The organism is Sporosarcina ureae (assembly GCF_002101375.1).
GTDB lineage: Bacteria > Bacillota > Bacilli > Bacillales_A > Planococcaceae > Sporosarcina > Sporosarcina ureae_B.
Window position 1 is genome coordinate 1,838,466 of record NZ_CP015207.1, and the last position, 19,146, is coordinate 1,857,611.

At 40.9% G+C, this 19,146-nt stretch carries 21 protein-coding genes; 6 read left to right on the forward strand and 15 right to left on the reverse strand.

What is annotated here, in order from left to right; all coding sequences use genetic code 11:
- Positions 1–44: 44 nt before the first annotated feature.
- Entirely contained in the window at positions 45–467 is a 423-nt protein-coding gene (locus SporoP8_RS09140; RefSeq protein ID WP_085132221.1) for an organic hydroperoxide resistance protein, read from the forward strand.
- A gap of 91 nt (positions 468–558) precedes the next feature.
- On the opposite strand, the gene SporoP8_RS09145 is transcribed toward SporoP8_RS09140, so the two are convergent.
- The 9 genes from SporoP8_RS09145 to isdC form a co-directional block, all read right to left on the reverse strand.
- On the reverse strand, positions 559–1,308 hold the full coding sequence (locus SporoP8_RS09145; protein ID WP_085132222.1) for an alpha/beta hydrolase: 750 nt from the start codon (positions 1,306–1,308) through the stop codon (positions 559–561).
- 19 nt (positions 1,309–1,327) lie between these two features.
- Positions 1,328–1,948 carry an NUDIX hydrolase gene (locus tag SporoP8_RS09150; RefSeq protein WP_085132223.1) on the reverse strand — a complete coding sequence of 207 codons (621 nt, stop codon included), beginning with the start codon at positions 1,946–1,948 and terminating at the stop codon, positions 1,328–1,330.
- Positions 1,949–2,055: 107 nt separating this feature from the next.
- A complete protein-coding gene (gene srtB, locus SporoP8_RS09155; protein WP_085132224.1) occupies positions 2,056–2,829 on the reverse strand; it encodes a class B sortase in 774 nt (257 codons plus the stop codon).
- 11 nt (positions 2,830–2,840) lie between these two features.
- The gene (locus tag SporoP8_RS09160) at positions 2,841–3,611 is read right to left on the reverse strand and encodes an ABC transporter ATP-binding protein (protein ID WP_085132225.1); all 771 of its coding nucleotides are present in this window, start codon (positions 3,609–3,611) and stop codon (positions 2,841–2,843) included.
- 6 nt (positions 3,612–3,617) lie between these two features.
- A complete protein-coding gene (locus tag SporoP8_RS09165; RefSeq protein ID WP_085132226.1) occupies positions 3,618–4,583 on the reverse strand; it encodes a FecCD family ABC transporter permease in 966 nt (321 codons plus the stop codon).
- Between the two features lie 33 nt (positions 4,584–4,616).
- Entirely contained in the window at positions 4,617–5,495 is an 879-nt protein-coding gene (isdE, locus tag SporoP8_RS09170) for a heme ABC transporter substrate-binding protein IsdE (protein WP_085133602.1), read from the reverse strand.
- Between the two features lie 48 nt (positions 5,496–5,543).
- On the reverse strand, positions 5,544–6,737 hold the full coding sequence (locus tag SporoP8_RS09175) for an NEAT domain-containing protein (protein ID WP_085132227.1): 1,194 nt from the start codon (positions 6,735–6,737) through the stop codon (positions 5,544–5,546).
- Positions 6,738–6,827: 90 nt separating this feature from the next.
- On the reverse strand, positions 6,828–8,243 hold the full coding sequence (locus SporoP8_RS09180; RefSeq protein ID WP_085132228.1) for an NEAT domain-containing protein: 1,416 nt from the start codon (positions 8,241–8,243) through the stop codon (positions 6,828–6,830).
- 2 nt (positions 8,244–8,245) lie between these two features.
- Entirely contained in the window at positions 8,246–8,890 is a 645-nt protein-coding gene (gene isdC, locus SporoP8_RS09185) for a heme uptake protein IsdC (RefSeq protein ID WP_232319130.1), read from the reverse strand.
- Between the two features lie 338 nt (positions 8,891–9,228).
- Between isdC and SporoP8_RS09190 the strand changes: the two genes are divergently transcribed.
- Positions 9,229–9,717, forward strand: a complete 489-nt coding sequence (locus SporoP8_RS09190; protein WP_085132230.1) for a hypothetical protein — start codon at positions 9,229–9,231, stop codon at positions 9,715–9,717.
- A gap of 51 nt (positions 9,718–9,768) precedes the next feature.
- Here SporoP8_RS09190 and SporoP8_RS09195 read toward each other — a convergent pair whose 3' ends face one another.
- Positions 9,769–10,545, reverse strand: a complete 777-nt coding sequence (locus SporoP8_RS09195; RefSeq protein ID WP_099626613.1) for a TatD family hydrolase — start codon at positions 10,543–10,545, stop codon at positions 9,769–9,771.
- 151 nt (positions 10,546–10,696) lie between these two features.
- On the opposite strand from SporoP8_RS09195, the gene SporoP8_RS09200 reads away from it, so the two are divergent.
- Entirely contained in the window at positions 10,697–11,455 is a 759-nt protein-coding gene (locus SporoP8_RS09200; protein WP_085133604.1) for a DUF817 domain-containing protein, read from the forward strand.
- 124 nt (positions 11,456–11,579) lie between these two features.
- Here the strand turns inward: SporoP8_RS09200 and SporoP8_RS09205 are convergent, their stop codons facing one another.
- The 3 genes from SporoP8_RS09205 to SporoP8_RS09215 form a co-directional block, all read right to left on the reverse strand.
- Entirely contained in the window at positions 11,580–12,263 is a 684-nt protein-coding gene (locus tag SporoP8_RS09205; protein WP_085132231.1) for a peptidylprolyl isomerase, read from the reverse strand.
- A gap of 58 nt (positions 12,264–12,321) precedes the next feature.
- Positions 12,322–12,834, reverse strand: coding sequence for a YehS family protein (locus tag SporoP8_RS09210; RefSeq protein ID WP_085132232.1), 513 nt, complete (start codon positions 12,832–12,834; stop codon positions 12,322–12,324).
- Positions 12,835–12,908: 74 nt separating this feature from the next.
- Complete coding sequence (locus SporoP8_RS09215) at positions 12,909–13,271, reverse strand: winged helix-turn-helix transcriptional regulator (protein ID WP_085132233.1); 363 nt, start codon at positions 13,269–13,271, stop codon at positions 12,909–12,911.
- A 125-nt stretch (positions 13,272–13,396) separates the two neighbouring features.
- On the opposite strand from SporoP8_RS09215, the gene SporoP8_RS09220 reads away from it, so the two are divergent.
- Positions 13,397–14,515, forward strand: a complete 1,119-nt coding sequence (locus tag SporoP8_RS09220; protein ID WP_085132234.1) for an S-(hydroxymethyl)glutathione dehydrogenase/class III alcohol dehydrogenase — start codon at positions 13,397–13,399, stop codon at positions 14,513–14,515.
- A 4-nt stretch (positions 14,516–14,519) separates the two neighbouring features.
- The gene (fghA, locus tag SporoP8_RS09225) at positions 14,520–15,353 is read left to right on the forward strand and encodes an S-formylglutathione hydrolase (RefSeq protein WP_085132235.1); all 834 of its coding nucleotides are present in this window, start codon (positions 14,520–14,522) and stop codon (positions 15,351–15,353) included.
- A gap of 186 nt (positions 15,354–15,539) precedes the next feature.
- On the opposite strand, the gene SporoP8_RS09230 is transcribed toward fghA, so the two are convergent.
- Positions 15,540–15,734, reverse strand: coding sequence for a hypothetical protein (locus SporoP8_RS09230; RefSeq protein ID WP_085132236.1), 195 nt, complete (start codon positions 15,732–15,734; stop codon positions 15,540–15,542).
- 134 nt (positions 15,735–15,868) lie between these two features.
- Here SporoP8_RS09230 and gshAB point away from each other — a divergent pair, with 134 nt between their 5' ends.
- A complete protein-coding gene (gene gshAB, locus SporoP8_RS09235; protein WP_085132237.1) occupies positions 15,869–18,130 on the forward strand; it encodes a bifunctional glutamate--cysteine ligase GshA/glutathione synthetase GshB in 2,262 nt (753 codons plus the stop codon).
- 139 nt (positions 18,131–18,269) lie between these two features.
- Here gshAB and SporoP8_RS09240 read toward each other — a convergent pair whose 3' ends face one another.
- On the reverse strand, positions 18,270–18,995 hold the full coding sequence (locus SporoP8_RS09240) for a 3-ketoacyl-ACP reductase (protein ID WP_085132238.1): 726 nt from the start codon (positions 18,993–18,995) through the stop codon (positions 18,270–18,272).
- Positions 18,996–19,146 lie beyond the last annotated feature (151 nt).

Sequence of the window (19,146 nt, forward strand, 5' to 3'; positions counted from 1 at the left end):
ACAATGAAGTGAGACTAAAAAATCAGACAAGGGGTAGTGATTTCATGTCAGAAAAACTATTTACATCCACAGCAACCGCTAACGGAGGAAGAGAAGGCCATGTAGTATCCTCCGATAAAGTAGTAGAATTCGATACGGCAATGCCAGGAACAAAAAGAGCAAAAGAATTAGAGAACTCAACCAACCCTGAACAATTATTTGCTGCAGGTTACGCAGCTTGTTTCGATAGCGCACTTCAACTTGTAGCAAGCAAAGAACGCGTTAAGTTTTCATCAGAAGTCACTGCAAACGTCAGCTTGTGCAAAGATGAAACAGACGGTGGTTTCAAACTAGAAGTTGAATTACAAGTAACCGGTAGAGACATTGAAAAGACAAAGCTTGAAGAGCTAGTGGAAAAAGCACACCATGTCTGCCCATATTCCAAAGCAACTAGGGGTAATATTGAAGTGACACTTACTGTACTTTAATTCTGCATCTAAAAATAACAGGATAGGCTGTGCTGGAAATCGTGAATACACGACATCTAGCACAGCCTTTTAATTCACCGGAAGATACTTTCTATTTTTCCAATCCCTCCATTAATTTCACAATCGCAGCAGAAGTCTGCATAATCTGCTCTTTATTCGATATAGTAGCTACCCCGTCACCCTTCTGCTCACCGTAATCACCAAAACCTGCGTGATTACCACCTTCTATTTCGATGAACTTCGAATCACTAGGCATACTAGACTTGGCCGCCTTAATAGCCTTCGCATCCGCCACCTCATCATGACTCGCCCGAATCGACAACACATCCACCGACGTTTCACTCAAATCCGTGTGGCTTCCAGGATAAGAAGCCAGCAACACGAGCGCAGAAATCTTTTCATGACGGGATGCATAATCCGATGCTGTCACACCGCCTAAAGAGTGACCCCCTATTAACCATGTATCCATTTGAGGATGATTACGTATCACCTTATCTGCCCGATCAGGGGAGAAGATTGCCATCTTGAGCGGCAAGTGAGGAATGATTACAGTATAGCCTTGTTTAGCAATCTCCTTGGCCATCGGTGCGTATGCTTCGGCTTCTACTTTTGCACCTTGATAGAAAATAAAACCTATGTTTCTCTTATTTGAAGTAGGCTCAAACACTAAGTCTTTACCATTTGTCACGGTTACATCTGAATCTGACTGCAAATTTTCTTCCGCGTAAGACTGCGCTTTATAATAAGAACTAGTAAACAGGAAGAACCCAACTGCAATCATTAACAGGAAAATACCTAGCCCGATAAATAACTTGAATTTCCATGTCCTCTTTTTTTTCATACTTGATCCTCATTCCAGTTTATTTCTTCACAATATCGATGAAATGTTTTAACACTCTAGCCGTCAATCCCCAAACTGTATAAGTACCATACTCGTAAAACCATTCCTCAAGTGAATGGCTTCGAAATTTATACTGATCTCCGTTCATAATCTTCTCAAATGGGAAATTATCCGGCGGAGCTACTTCAATCGATACCAAATGCATATACGGTTCATGTTCCATCAACCACTTGAGCGGAATAGTAAATACCTCTTCCACTTCTTCTTTATTATAACTTCGAATGATTTCATGATAATCAATGACCGCTACGAACGGATAGACGACGAATGAAGGAGACGCAATATACGGGCTTAACTCTTCTATCATCTGTACCGTCTTCGGATCAATCCCGAGCTCTTCGTGTGTCTCCCGTAAAGCTGCTTCCATAGGGGATGCATCCGTTATATCGATTTTGCCGCCAGGAAAACTGATGTCGCCCGGCTGTTTCCTCATCGTGAAGGCACGCACCTCAAATAGCACATGCCATTCCCCTTCCGCTTCTACTAACGGAATGATTACAGCGGAACGGAACGCGGTTTCTTCTCCAATGAATAAAGATTTATTTTCATACAACTTATTTTGTAGTTGATCCAAGTCCATGAAGTCCCCCACCTCAGCGTTTTATCCTATCGTATCATTATCAGACGAATCGTTAAAGAAATAAAAGGAGCTACCCTGTTAGAGCAACTCCTCGTTCTATATATACGTTAGCGCTTCACTAATTTCCCCTGCACTACATAGCGTTTATCTTTACTATTCACCGAGTTATTGCAAGTGGACAGTGTCACAATTCGATCATCTGCCCCTACTTCAACAGGCATATCAATCAGAGAACGTGATTCCACTTCCTCGAGAAAGTCAGAAAATTGTTCGTCCGTCTGAAAATCTGTTTCGATATAGTAAAAGTCAATCGTCGTTTCATATGCTGCAAACACTTCAATATCATACCCTTCATACAATGTATCGACATAAATAACGGGATGTTCGTCTGCATAGTCTTGATCACCAAATTTCTTCAAACTACCGAACATCGTATCATTTCTCATTGCATGACCATAGAGGACCGTGTTGCGGCTCATATCCGTAATATCATTCCGATAATCCATAAAGACACTGCCTGCGCGACTATTTTCTCGTGTGAAGTTACGATTTAAATAAAAATCATTGTCTTCAGCCTGCAAGATCGGGTTATGCAAATTGGTTCCTTCTACTGAAATCCAACCCACGATATCTTGATTCACCTTATTCAATTCTTCAAACTGCGGACGCATCGAATAGTCATTCGATGCGTCTTCTTTAACATCTTCTGTTACAGCAACCTGAACCGTGTTTTCCAACGCCTTCTCATACATCTGTTGCGTCTCCTTCAATGAGCTGGCTGATTCCACGTATGTATACAAATACTGCACGAGTAAATAGCCTGAGTAGAGAAAGACTGCTAGATAAACGAAAGGCATGAGTTTCGACAGGCGTTTCTTCATCAGCTTACCTCCTAAATACCAAGAGACATCATATAAAGACCTAATTCGTCATCTTCCTTAAACACGGCGTTGACTCCATATACTTCTTTGATGACATCCTTTGTAATGATCTCACGTGGCGGCCCTTCTGCAATGATTCGACCATTCTTCATCATAATGATCACATCACTGTAACGAATCGCCTGATTGATATCATGCAATACCATGACAATCGTCAATCCATAATCTTCATTCAGTGATTTCACGAGCTCTAATAATTCAATTTGATAATAAATATCTAAGTATGTTGTTGGCTCATCCAAGCAGAGTATTTCTGATTGCTGTGCCAATGCCATCGCAATCCATACACGCTGACGCTCCCCACCCGATAATGCTTCTAAGTCTTTATGGCGTTTGTCGGTCAGGTTTGTCACGGATAATGCCCAATCTATAGCCTTGTCATCCTCTTCTTGGTTTCGCTGTAAAAACGTTTTATGTGGCAACCGACCGAAGCCGACTAGTTTCTCAATCGTCAAATCTTTTGGTACTTCATTCTGCTGATAAACAATCGCTAACTTCTTCGCAAACTCTTTCGGCTTAAACATCACTAAATCACGATTTTCTAGTGAAGCTGTTCCGGAAGTGGGCATATTAATTCGTGAAAGTACACTTAGTAATGTCGATTTCCCACAACCATTTGGTCCAATGATCGTCGTAACTTTCCCTTTAGAAATAGACGTCGAGACATCATCCAAATGGTTGGTTATATTATCATGCGATACCATAATGCGCTTCATTTCCATAACGTATCACTCTTTTCGCAGTAAGAATATTAAGAACGGCCCGCCAATGATCGCCATCAGCGTTGAAGCAGGTATTTCAAGCGGTGCTACGATTGTTCTACCGAGCGTGTCAGCTAACAAGATAATCAATGCCCCTAAAAGAGCAGTAAATGGTATAAGCACCTTATGGTCATGGCCAACCAATCTGCGGGCAATATGCGGTACAAGTAAGCCAACAAATGATATTACACCCGCCACTACAACCGAAATTGCCGCTAGTAAAACAGCTACTGCCGCAATGATTAAACGGGCGCGCGTGACATGGAAACCAATACTCTTTGCTGTCTTATCCTGTAGCACTAATAAATTACACCAGCTATACAATGCAAACGCCAGAACCAATCCGATGGTTCCGTATGTCGCGATAGTCGAAACATCGCTCCACGTACGCATCGTTAAATTCGAACCGATCACGCTTGAGGCTGAGACGTTCAACGATCCACCAAAGCTGATGAACGCTTCGGTGAGGCCTGTGAACATCGCATTGATCGCAATTCCAACTAGAATTAATTTCAACGGGCTGAGACCGGATTTCCACGATAATGCAAAGACGAGAAAACAAGCGAACGCCCCACCCATAAAGGCAAATAAAGGCGTCATGAAAAAGAGTGCCGGAAAGAACGAAATAATGAATAACTGCATGAATGCTGCACCGGAAGATATCCCGATAATACCCGCATCTGCAAGTGGATTACGCATAACGGACTGCAACAAGACACCCGAAACCGATAATGCCGCGCCTGCAAATATCGCCACAATCATCCTTGGAAAACGCAAGTCGCGAATTGCTTCCATTTGACTGTTGCCTTGTTCAGAGAGCGCACTGAAAAACTCAAAGAAGCCCATTTTAATACTGCCTGTCGTAGCAGAATAAACAATTGTTGCGGCAAGCAGCAGGAATACGATTACATAACTAGCAATTCTTTTTCTCATGACGGACTTCCTTTTCAAACGACATTCATCGAGTTATCGATAGAATATCTTCATTAGCTCACTTAATGCTTCAGGTACTTGCAACGAAGCGGTTGTGCCAAATAACTCTTCTTCCAAATCATAGACTTTACCATTTTTCACAGCATCAAAATGTTTCCATATATCATTCGTTTGGAACTCTTCGTTAAACATTTCCACAACTTCATCTGGCATACCATGTGATAAACGCAAAATAATATCTGGATTACTATTATGAAGATACTCAGTATTTGACGATAAGTATTCAGGAACTTGACCTTCCATTACATTCGTTCCACCAGCACGTTTCACGAGATCACCCGCGTAGGAGTTTTCCGTCGCAACTAAGTAACTGCCTGGAATACCTAATAATATTAATACACTTGGACCGTTGCGATTCGCTGCTACTACTTCCGCGGCTTCAATCTTTTTCTGTAAATTCCCTACTAATTTGTCTGCTTGCGCTTTACGGTCGTAGCGCTCTCCAAGACCTTGGATTTCTTGAATCATTGAATCGACACTTTGGAAGTTTAAAAATGTCGCCGGAATATTCAATTGTTCGAAACCGGCTTCGAGATCATATTCCAATGTAGAAACGGATAAAAAATCTGTCGGATTCATTGATTTCACAATCTCCATGTCCGGTGTCATGGCATTACCGATGGTTGGAAGCCCATCAAACCGGCTTGCCATATTTTTTTCCGTTTCAGGAATAGCGATGGCATCTATATCTAACTTATCTAGAATATCTGCGATGACTACAGTACCCGCAATAATTCGTTGTTCACTTGTTTCAGCGCTTTCACTTTTCTTAGCCGCGTCTGCCGAAACAGCTTTCTCTTCTTTATCATTTCCGCACCCTGCGATAATAGTTGCTGTCATGACTGCCAACATCAACCATACATATCTCCACTTTTTCTGCACGATGTAATCCTCCACTCGTTATTCATTACTCGTAACGTTATTTTTCTTTACTAGTCGACGTATTAATAAGATGCCCGACAAAATACATAATGTGAACAGTATGCCAATTTTCATTGTATCGAAGGGAATCGTTTGTTCTTCCTGTACATGAATTGCTAGCTCTTCCGGTTCGCTTGCTACTTGTGTAACGACCTCGGCTGGTTCTTCCTCCACGTCATCCACCGTACGATCAAATTCCAATTGCGCTTCAGGAAGAAGAGGTGGTATTTCATCCTGTGCTTGTTCTATTTTTTCGGACGGTCTTTCTTTCTTTTCTTCTTTTTCAATCGTGGTTTGTTTAGTGGGTGTAGGGCTTTCTTTCGGTTGCTCAGTTCGCTTAGTCAAGGAAGAAACTGCTTTGCTGTCTGAAGGTACTTTGTTCAAAAACTTCGCAATCTGTTGCTGATCGAAAGTAATTTGCAAAAACTCTTCCTGTACATGCGAGTTCTCAGCGTCCTCCACTTTCATCCAGATACGAGTCCCCTTCTGGAAATCTTCTACTTCAAACTGCACAATACGTGACTTGTTTTGTGAGACCACTTTTGGTTCCACTAAATTACCACCTTGCTCTACCGTGAAGCCTTTAACTTTACTCGGTTGAAGAATCTCTAACTGTGCATAGTATCGATTGTCACGTTTACTGACGTGTATTACTTGATTGACATAGTCGTTCATTACCGATCGTTTACCATCTGACAGCAACTGGTAGTGTACAGTATCATCACTTGGTTGAATCTGGTCAAAGACTGGTAATGATTGCTCCTGGATCAACACTTCATATGAAAAAAATTGCTGTGCATGTTCTTTTGGCAAACGATATTTGCCTGTGAGTTCAATCTTTTGATGTATATCCTGTATATCAAACTGAACTAAGTTTTCTGCTCGATCCAGTCGCGTGCTCGTTTTGTTCCCTTGCTGTACCGCAGTGACGTGCGTTAAGATGTGGTCATTCTTCGCCGAAATGGATAATGTATAGCGATCTTCCTTAACAGTTAACGTAGCCTGCTTAGTAAATAAAAGATTTATGCTCTCGGCTTCATGTGATAGAAAACTTAGTTCAACTTGATACACATCATGTGTGATTTCTTTCTTTTCGTTTGCATTTACAGAATGAAAAGGAAGCCACGCAGAGATGAGTAGCAAAAGTAGCGGTAATAAAACCATGTTTTTCATTTCGGACGTACACTCCTTTACATATCATGTAAAACGACAGGAACTTCCTTCCGCTTTTGGAAAGGCGAAAGGAAGTATCTGTATTGATTCTTATTTTTCCATGAAGTTTAGTGAACCGTTTAGGATTTTAGCCATTTGTGTGCGTTGTAGTGAATCGCCAGAGTTGATCAAAACTTTACCATTCGGTTGTTTTGCGCCTGTCATAATTTTTTCTGCATACAACAATGCAAATGCTTGCTTCGCTTCAGGATCTGTAATTGCTTTCCCATCTGCATAGAATGGCAGAGTTGTATCACCTTTTTTGATTTCATTACCTTCTGCAAATTGAATTGCACGGTATAGCATCAATGCTCCTTGCTGACGAGTCAGTGTATCATTCGGATTGAACTTGGCATTCGATTGGACAATACCTGCTTTGGCAAGAGCATTAATTGCGTTGATACGCTCTTTGTCTGTGATTTTGCCTAAATCCTGGAACCCTGCAGAAGGAGCTTCTTCTAACTTCAACGCACGCGCAACCATCAAGGCGAACTGTGAACGTGTGATGTTGTTACGTGGATTGAACTTGTCCGCACTTTTTACAATACCTTTGTCAAGAAGTGCGAGAATCGCTTCTTTGTTACCGTCTTTGTCGATGTCTTTGAACGGGTTCACAGTTGGTTTTGCACCGTCAAGAGCAATTTGCACTTTGTGGTTTGAGTCATATTGTATAGGACCTTCATTCACAATAACGTGAATCTCAGCATTCACTAACTTTGTTAGATCCGCTACATTGAATGTATATGTGCGTACACCTGTTGATTTATCATCTGTTGCTACAGGTACGTCTTTGCCCGCAACTTTGAAGCCTTGGATATAGCTTCCTTTAGGGAATGTTACTGTTACTTCGTTGCCTTCCGTTATTTTCTTTACGGATGCAATTGGGGACATATAATCGTTCATGATAGATTCTTCATTCGTCCCATCTTTATATACTTTTACGTTCACATCGCTTATTGTTTCCGCATCTGTGTCTGCTTTAGCGACTGTTGCACTCATATCAAATTCATACCACTTGTCCATGTTAGCCGCTGGTACTACTACATGAATTCTACCTGGATATATTTTATCGGTAACTACCGGGAAAGTATAAGTAGTTGTGCTATCAGTATTTTTAACTTCCGTTGCATCAGCAAATTCTTCTCCTTGTTTCGTTTGAAGACCTGCAATCATCGGAGCTGATTTAGCCGCAACCGTTACGTTCGCATATGATATTCCGTCTTTTTCAACTAAAGTTCCTTGTGGCACGAGATGGCCACTAATTGCCGGCTCAGGTGTCGTTGTTCCAGACTTGTATATATTTAAATCAATCACTTGATCCACTGTTACGGCTTGTTTCAAAGTAGACGTTGCTCGATCGCTTGTGCTGATCGGATTAGCTGATGCCGCCGTTGGAATAGCGATGGAAGCTGCTAGTAATGAAGCAAGTACTACTTTCGTTACACGAGATGATGTTTTTTTCGTCATAATTAGTGTTCCCCCTGTTTTCTTTGGAATCTAGTTTTATACAATAAAAATGCAGAACCTGCCAATACGAAGATTAATAGGTACGGCGTTGAATCACTGGTTTGTGGATTCTTAACTGGTTCTTGAGTAGTTGGTTTTTTTGTCACTGTACTGGTACTAGTGTTGGTGTTAATACTAGGTGGTCGGTTCGTATTAGTTGTTGGTGGTTTTACTGCCGGTGGTGTCACGGCGTTCTTGTCCTCAAACACTAAATCCACTGTATACTCGTGATGGTAATTAATATGCTCTACGTCGACTTTCATCGGGATCTTTACAGGTTTTGAAATATCACTTACGCTAAACTCTACAACACGCGTATCAGCCTTAAGATCTTCATTGACCACCTCCGCTCCGCCTGCTGGCTCGAACTTCGTAATCCATGAACTGTTCTTAAGCGTCAGCTGTACGATGGCAGAACCATTCGTTACAGTTACGAGTGCCGGTTTTTGGAAATAATCATTTGCAATAGATGCGTTCTTGCTATCTGGCTGATTAACCTGATAATTTAATTGCTGGGTCCCGTCTGCTATTTTAGCAGATGCTTGCGGTAGACCTACTGTCAACACGAAAAAACTTACAACTAAAAAGTATAAAAATGCTTTTCTCACTTGGACATAAACCCCTCTCACTTGCTCATTTTCATGCTACATAAATCCACCGATTGACTACCATTCACTGGATATATTTCCACTTCTAAATTATCTCATAAATTACCCCATACATGAATCATTGCAACTATATCATCTAATGATCTATGACAAATCTGTGACATTTGTAACGTATAAATGAGAACAGTTATCATTTAATATATCCTGTTTTTCCAGTAATGTCAACTAGTATTTGGAAAATTATTTCAATTTAGGCTATAAACTTTTTAACTAGTCACTAAATCTAAAGCTTCGCATAGTCTAGATGGATATGATTTATGGATGAAAGGGGTATTGCAATGAATATTCAGTCCTTCAGTGGTGTCGTAATGGTAATAAATGATTTTTATACGGGGCAAAATAATGACGCTGGTTGCTACTTGTTGATGACAGTCGATAATGGTAGAGGAAATGTCGTCAACTTTGTAGTAGAGCCGACAACTTATTTCGTCAATCATGTAAAAATTCATGTAGGTGATCGCGTTACAGGATTTTATGATGCCGATGCTGCCACGCCTATGATCTATCCTCCACAATTTAGAGCAATTGTTATGTCTAAAGACTCCCCCCGTGAAAACGTCAAAGTTGACTACTTCAATCGTCGCTTGCAAAGTAGTGACGGAACGCTTCAGCTTAATCTGTCTCCGCAAACTGAAATACTTTTGACAAATGACCAGTATTTCACAGGAAATATAGCAGAGCGAAATTTGATAGTTATATATACCACAACGACAAAGAGTATCCCTGCCCAAACTACACCACATAAAATTATAGTAATTTGTTCATGAATTGTGTACTTAGATAAAACAAAGACACGCTCATTGAAGCGTGTCTTTGTTTTATATGCAAAAGAATCGTTGTGTTGTCTTATAGATTTCTCTATATGCTTCATCAACAGTTACACCTTTAATTTTGGCGATACTGTTAATACTCTCATGCAACATAGAAGGATGCGTTAATTTACCTTTAAAACAATGTTCAAAAGGCCACGGTCCATCTGTTTCTACCATTAGCTGAGTGAACGGAACTTGTTTGACTATATGTTGAATCTTTTCTCGATATGTAACTTCTGGCGTCACAGAAATCATATATCCGTTCGAAACTATTCTTTGCAATACTCTGTCGTCTCCTTTAAACCAATGAAAGTGTGCTTTCGAGATTGAATACTGTTCCAACATCTCACAAACAATAGTTGCATCTGCATAAACGGCATGCAAAGAAATTGGCAAGTTATATTTATCTGCCTTCCGAACAAAACATTCCAACACATTTTTATAAAGTGACACGTCAAAATCAGCCTGCTCTTGTCGCAAATAATAAGGTAACCCTACTTCTCCAATCGCAGCGAGGCAATTGGCATGTTCATCAATCAATTGCAGTATAGCTGAAAGTTCCACTTCACTCGGTAACGCTTGTTCTGGATGATAACCTATTGCAGGTTTGATCCGTCTATCTATTTTCGAAAGTTCTAATTGCTTAACGGAAGATGCGAAGTCATTTGAAACCGCCACTAGTGCAGTCACATCATTCACTTCTAATGCGCGCAAAACTTGAATTCGTTCTTCTTCTTCATACATATCTAAATGAATATGCGCATCGATTACATGCCTGCTCAAAACTTATCACCCTCTTTCACTAATATGCTATGTTTCACGTGAAACGTTTCTCCTTGAATGAACCCAAACTATTATCTCAGCGTCATACTACTTTCTATTACAAAAAAGTAGGCGGTGACATATGAACTTGCATGCATTACGTACGAAAACAATGAATACAACACGACAACTCTTTATTTTCGGTTGGCAACAAGCTTTGGCTTGCATTTTCCCTATTATTATCTTCAGTTCACTGGCACTTACACAACTCATCCCTTTACCTTTTCTACCACGATACGACTGGCTACTCCTCATTTTCATAGGAACTCAGTGGTGGATGGTACGATCTGGACTCGAAACACGTGATGAACTGAAAGTGATTACGTTATTTCACATCATCGGCCTAACTTTAGAAATATTTAAAGTACATATGGGTTCTTGGTCTTATCCTGAGGAAGGATTTTTCAAAGTTTTCGATGTTCCTTTGTACAGCGGCTTCATGTATGCAAGTGTAGCAAGTTATTTGTGCCAGGCTTGGAGGAGATTGCACGTCCACCTCATTCAGTGGCCTCCGCTCTGGGCAGTTATTCCTCTTGCTATCGCGATATATGGAAACTTCTTCACACATCATTATTGGTTCGATTTAAGATGGTGGTTGTCCGCATTAGTACTGGTTATTTTTTGGCGTGCCTCGGTTAGTTATTGGATAAACGACACACAGTACCGTATGCCCTTATCCCTATCATTCATATGCATTGGCTTTTTCGTTTGGGTAGCTGAAAATATTGCTACTTTCTTCGGTGCTTGGACCTATCCCAATCAAAGTGAGACATGGCATCTCGTTGGCATAGGTAAATTAAGTTCTTGGTTACTATTAGTGATCGTCAGTTTCCTCATCGTGGCGGTGTTAAAACAAATTAAAAAGGAATAGATATGTATATCGTAACAGGTAAGTACTTTACTAAGCCCCCTAAGAAGGGTATATTCCATGGGAAATAAAAACCGGCACTATCAAAAACGCAGCAGGCTCAATAGCCTACTGCGTCTTGTAATGATTAATGTGTAACTGGTTTAGGGTAGTCGAAGCCTTTTGTGTCTACTTCAACTGTCTTCATCTTCTGCTCTTTGATAGGCTTATCCATAGCATCTGTTTCATTAGCTACAATAGCATTCACTGTCTCCATGCCTTCCGTCACTTTACCGAAAGCCGCATACTCTCCGTCAAGTGAAGAGTTGTCGTCTGTCATGATAAAGAATTGTGACCCTGCAGAGTTCGGCTCTTGCGTACGTGCAGTCGAAATCACACCGCGCTCATGTTTCATAGTATTTTCAAAACCGTTTGAAGAGAATTCTCCGTCAATAGCGTATCCCGGTCCGCCTGAGCCATCACCAGATGAATCTCCGCCTTGAATCATAAAGCCTGGAATCACACGGTGGAAAATCAAGCCATCGTAATAGCCGTCTTCAATTAAAGAAATGAAATTCGCTACCGTATTCGGTGCAACAGTCGGCTCTAATTCCAACACAATCTGCTCATCATTTTCCATCGTGATCGTCACGACGGGGTTCTCTTTTACATCCTTCGAGTAATCAACCGCTTCTTCTTTAGGTTGTTCTGTGGATTCTTCTTTAGGTGTCTCCACTGTTTTTTCTTCAGTCGCTTTGCCACACCCTACTAAAAGAACGGCTAACGCCATCAAACTCATTATGAAATACCATGCTTTATTACGCTTGAACATATCCGTCTAACACTCCCTATTATTTTATATCTTCTATGACCTACTCCGAGCTATGGTTTTACTCTTCACGGTAACGTAATGCTAATCCCTTTAGGAAGTTTCGAGCGTATCGATCACCACACGGTTTATAGTTTCGATGACCTTCTTTACGAAGAACAGCACTTAACTCGTTTTTAGAAATCGTAACACCTGCATTTTCTAAAATCTCTAGCATATCTTCACTTGTAAGAGATAATGCGATTTTGACTTTTTTCAGCAAAATATTATTGACATTACGATGGCCTTCTTCTGACATTAGAAATGGTTGCGGAGCATTGCCGGTATTTTCTGGTACTCCTCTTTTGGAGCTGATCAAGCCATTTAGAAATGACTCCAACGTCATGTTGTCGATTTCCTTTGCATATTCATTCATCTGCATTTCATCTGTACTATCTTCATTCGTTTTTGTCAGCATCTCTTTTACTTCCGCTCTGTTTGTCTGCAGTCCGCCTAACGCAAACATTTCTACAACTGCAGAATCCTTTAGATCCAGCGCATAGCGTAATCTGCTTAAAATATCATTATTATTCATGTAATCACCTGTACCCTCTATAGTATATAGCTTTGGTTCTTAGTATAGCCTGATTCGTTATAATTTGTCTTCATTCAGTCAATTGACGTTGAATCTGTCTCTTGTTCAATCGTTTGCATAAACTGATCGCCAAAATCACAAATCGATGTAACGACTGGTTCCAATAATAAACCAATTTCACTTAATTTGTACTCCACTTTTGGTGGCACGACGGGATAGACATAGCGCGTAATGATTTCATCCTCTTCTAATTCACGTAACTGTCTAATCAACATTCGTTGATTAGCATCTGGAAGTTTTTTCTGTATTTCGCTTAGTCTTAACGGTGTTTCGTGCAATAAGCACCAGATGATCGCAATTTTCCAACGACCACCTATGACAGACAAAGCTAAATCTTTGCTCGTAAAGTACTGCTTATCTTTATAATGAATGACCATATTGCTTCACTTCTTTCTATACTAATCATGTTCATAGTGACAAAAGAGTCAGTATTGCATGGTGAATTATAATATGTAATGATAGAAAAGTAAACACAATACAGTAAAAGAAAGAAGGGCTTCATGTGAAAAGTAGAGCAGCTGTAGCATTCAAACCTGGAGAACCACTTAAAATTGTAGAAATTGATGTAGAAGAACCAAAAGCTAATGAAGTATTAGTCAAAATTCTTTACACTTCTGTCTGTCACACAGACGCATATACATTATCAGGCGATGACGCAGAAGGAGTATTTCCTGCCGTTTTAGGCCATGAAGGCGCTGGTGTCGTAGTTTCAGTAGGTGAAGGAGTCACTTCCGTTAAACCTGGTGACCACGTTATTCCACTTTATACACCTGAATGTGGGAAGTGTAAATTCTGTCTATCGGGTAAAACTAATCTATGTGGTGCCATTCGCGAAACACAAGGTAAAGGATTAATGACTGACGGTACGACTCGCTTCTCTTACAACGGTGAACCAATTTATCACTACATGGGAACGAGCACTTTCAGTGAGTATACTGTCGTCTCTGAGATCTCCCTAGTTAAAGTGGAAGACCACAACGTACCGCTTGATAAAGTTTGTCTATTTGGATGTGGTGTCACTACGGGTATTGGAGCTGTTCATAAGACAGCGAAGGTAGAAGAAGGTGCTGTTACGGCAGTCTTCGGTCTAGGAGCTATTGGTTTGGCCGTTATTCAAGGATTGAAGCAAGCAAAAGCAAGCCGCATCATTGCAATCGACTTGAATGAAGACAAATTTGAACTGGCGAAGAAAATGGGCGCAACAGATTTCATCAATCCTTCTACATTTGATAAACCCATTCAGGAAGTCATCGTAGACATGACGGATGGCGGTGTCGATTACAGCTTCGAGTGTATCGGTAATGTCGAAGTAATGAAAGCTGCTCTTGAATGCTGCCATAAAGGTTGGGGCGAGAGTATTATCATTGGTGTCGCGGGGGCCGGTAAAGAAATTCATACCCGTCCATTCCAATTAGTTACGGGTCGCGTATGGCGCGGGTCTGCATTTGGCGGAGTAAAAGGAAGAACAGAATTGCCAGGGATGATTGACGACTACATGGACGGTGAAATTGATTTAGATTCGTTCATTACACACCAACTAAATTTCACGGATATTAATGAAGCATTTGATTTGCTCCATAAAGGTGAATCAATTCGATCAATACTAACATATGGAGAGTGAGATCATGAATGTAGAACGCGTTGAGCAACGTCGCTCTTTTGGTGGGGAACAAAACAAGTACAACCATTATTCAGAAGTTCTCAAGTGTGATATGACATTTAGTGTCTTCTTACCATCTAATAAAGAACAAAAAGAAATACCGCTCATTTGGTTTTTATCGGGATTAACATGTACGGATGATAACTTCAGTCAAAAAAGTGGTTTCCAAAGCTTAGCTGAAAAACATCAGGTAGCTGTAATTATACCCGATACATCACCACGCGGAGAAGATGTAGCGAACGTTGAGGCATTTGACCTTGGACAAGGTGCGAGCTTTTATTTAAACGCAACTGAAGAGCCATGGGCTAAGCATTATCAAATGTATTCGTATATAACGGAGGAGCTAAGTAAAATTGCCGCTACTCTAGTGCCTAATTTCTCAGGTAAAGAAAGTATCATGGGTCACTCAATGGGTGGTTATGGTGCATTGATGATTGGAATGAAGAATGCTAATCGTTTCAAAGCGATTTCAGCGTTCTCTCCAATTTCAAGTCCGAGCGATGTTCCGTGGGGAGTCAAGGCATTTTCTACTTATCTTGGTGAAGACAAAGCGACTTGGAAGCAATGGGATACTACAGAACTGGTGAAAGAAGCGGGTCTTCCTCCTATTTTGATCACGCAAGGAATGGCAGACGATTTCTATCCAGAGCAGTTGAATGAGAAGCCGTTCCTAGAAAATGCGAAGCAGCATAACCAGGCAGTGGAGTATAACCAAGTAGAAGGCTATGACCACAGCTACTTCTTCATCTCCTCATTCTTGGAAGAACACTTTGACTTTCATATGAAGAACTTGGAGTAAACTATTTATAAATAGAGTGTCGTAATAGTGTATTGTTTGGGATTTGCGCTACAGAGGGGACGCTTTCCTGAGGGCGTGGCTTGATCCGCTTCCCTCACTTCGTTCAGTCCAGGGTCTCAAGTCACACGCTGATCCTCCAGGAGTCGCCCCTCTTTCGCTCCAATCCTACTCAAAAAACTGAAAACTTTACTTTTTCAATTTTAAATTCAAGATCAATTCTAGATAACTTTTCAACTTACTATATCCAAAGAAATATGCCAGTTGATCGTAAGCTGAAGGTGGCGACTCGGGAAGGATCAGGCCGACAGGTGAGACAACTAAAGGAGCGTCACGACTAGTTGGCTCACCGCGGGCCTTCAAACGCGCCCCTTGCAGCGTCAATTATCTAGGCCTCCCCCTTCACAAGTTAAAACATCCACATTGCCACGCAGTGTGGATGTTTTTGTTTTTAAGGGTATATGAATTAAGATAGAAGAACGAACTTATAAATACCTTACATAGGAGGGATAGCTACAATGGATCTTAAGAAAATGCTAGCCGATGAACGTGTGAAACCATATCTTATGAAAGCCCGTTACGGTATAGAAAAAGAAGGACAGCGCGTAGATCTCGATGGGCACTTGGCAACGACCTGCCACCCCGCGAATATCGGAATGGGAGACGAGCATCCGTATATTCAACGCGACTTCTCTGAAACTCAAATGGAATTGATCACGCCTGTCCTGAACACACTGGACGAATTATTTGATTACCTATCAGGCATTCATGACGTTGCCTATCGTTCGATGGGCAAGAATGAAATGCTCTGGCCGTTAAGTATGCCCCCTGCCCTTCCTAAAAAAGAAGAAGATATCATGATTGCAAAGCTGAACAATTTTGAAAATGTTCTCTATCGTCGTTCACTTGCCAATTCATACGGTCGTCGCAAACAAATGATTTGTGGTATTCATTTCAATTTTGAATTCAGAGACGAACTGCTCCGTATGTTATTTGATTTACAATCAGACTTCGATGATTATCAGCAATTCAAAACAGATATTTATTTGAAACTGACTAGAAACTATTTGTACTATCGCTGGCTCGTCACGTATTTCTACGGTGCGTCCCCTAGAAGTGAAGAAAACTTCTATGGATGCGACGACCAACCCGACGAACCAGTTAGAAGTATTCGAAGCAGCCGATTCGGCTATACGAACCATGATGATGTAAATGTGTCGTTTAGCACGATTCAGAAATACATTTCGGATTTATCTTCCGTAGTTAATAGAGGTTTGCTGGTAGAAGAAAAAGAGTTCTATACAGCTATGCGTTTACGTGGCAGTGATCGGGTGGCAGACTTCGAGCATACTGGTGTGCGTTATGTAGAGTTACGGAATATCGACTTAAACCCGTTTGAAACGAATGGCATTAGCTATGAGCAAGCGGAATTTCTGCATGTATTCCTGCTTTATCTTCTACAAAAAGAAGAAGATCCGGAGAGTGACGAATGGGGTAATGCGGGTGATGCTCGCAATGATGTTGTCGCACTTGAGCATCCACTAGCACATACTCAGTTTGAAGACGAAGCACATGAACTGGTGGATGAAATGGAACAGTTATCAAAAGATCTGGACTTCCCAGTTTCCGAATCATTATTTGTGAATCTGCGAGAGATGCTTGCTGATCCTTCCAAAACCTTGGCGGGAAGACTTTATTCAGAGAGTGAAAAGACGAGTCAAAGCCAGGTGGCGACAGAAATTGCGAGGGAAACCTATACTCAGCTGTGGGAAAAGCCATATGAATTGACAGGCTTTACGGATATGGAGCTATCCACGCAGATTATGATGTACGATGCGATTCAGAAAGGCATCAAGGTAGAAGTTTTGGACCGCCAAGATCAATTCTTGAAGTTGAAACTGCATGACCATATAGAATATGTCAAGAACGGTAACATGACGAGTAAGGATACGTATGTATCTACTTTGATTATGGAAAACAAAACGGTTACCAAGAAAATCCTTCATCAAGAAGGTTATCGCGTTCCAGGTGGAGACGAATTCAGTAATAGTGAAGAAGCTTTACGCGCCTATGAGATGTTTGCTAAGACACCATTTGTTGTGAAGCCAAAAACGACGAACTACGGGATCGGCATATCCATCTTCAAAGACGGCGCAAGTTATGAGGATTACGAGAAAGCGATCAGTCTAGCATTCGACGAAGATTCGTCTGTATTGGTAGAAGAGTTCCTTGAGGGCACAGAGTACCGTTTCTTCGTGTTACACGATAAAGTTCTCGCTGTCATGCTACGCGTGCCTGCAAACGTCACAGGAGACGGTACACACACAATTAAGGAACTTGTTGAAGAAAAGAACCGTGATCCACTAAGAGGCACAGACCACCGTACACCATTGGAACTTATTCAACTCGGAGAACTAGAGGTTCTTATGCTGAAAGGTCAAGGTTATCAACTGAATTCTATTCCTGAAGACGGGGAGATCGTCTACTTGCGTGAGAACTCCAACGTCAGTACTGGTGGAGATTCGATTGATGTAACCGATCAAGTTTCCGAGGATTATAAGAAGATTGCAGTAGATGCAGTAGCCGCTCTCGGAGCAAAAATTAGCGGTATCGATTTGATTATTGAAGATCTCGATGTTCCGGCAGCCAATCCAGGCGCGTATGGCATCATCGAAGCGAACTTTAACCCTTCGATGTATATGCATATTTACCCTTATAAAGGCAAAACACGACGAGTGACAACCGATATTTTGCATTACTTATTCCCGGAACTGTTATAAAATATTTTTGACTTGTCGAATGAAAATATTCGTATAGTAACTATATATGAATAATAAAAGCTGTAGTTGAACTACTAAAACGGGCCTATCCAATTGATCTGGATAGGCCCGTTCATGTTTTATCAAGTGAATAAATAGATTAAAATGGATTCGTAGCTATAAAACTGGCTGTTTTTACATACACACGTCGATTTAACTTCAATTGATTTACAATCACTTCAGCAATGTCTTCTGATTGAATCAATTTAGAGTCATCGTTTTCTTTAATCAAATTTAAATCTAGTGCCAAATCTGTTGCTACAGTACTTGGTGTCAGAGCCGAAACACGAATATTATTTCGTCGTACTTCTTGTGCCAATGATTCCGTAAAGCCTATTACCGCAAATTTGGATGCACTGTATGCACTGGAAGTAGCCGCTCCATTTAGACCATTTGTCGATGAAATATTAATGATGTCGCCCGCATTTTTTTCAATTAACTGCGGTAATACAGTACGTGTAACATAATACGTGCCCATCAGATTTACATCTACTATGTTCTTCCATTCCTCCGGATCCATCTCCAAGACAGTACCGAATGTGGCAATGCCCGCATTGTTTATTAAAATATCGGCAGTTCCTAAATCAGTAGTTAATGATGCAATGGCTTCTTCAACTTGCTCTTTAGATGAAACATCAGCTGTTGCATAAGCGACTTTCACACCGTGACTTTCAATTTCTGCAGCCACTTCTTTTAAAACAGACTCTGTTCTTGCGAGTAATCCAATATGGACTCCCTCTTTTGCTAAGTGAAGTGCCGTCGCTTTGCCTATTCCTCGTGCTGCACCAGTCACAAAAGCTACTTTTCCAGTTAATGTTTGTGCCATTTTAAAGACCCCTTTCAAGCGTCAAATACTTTCTCTTTTAGTATAACTGGTGAAAAGATCCTTGGCATGAATGGATGCTTGTATAGCTAGTTTGTAAAGTTAACTACTGTCCTATCCATAGTTCCTTTAGTCATTTTTAATGAACGCTGAT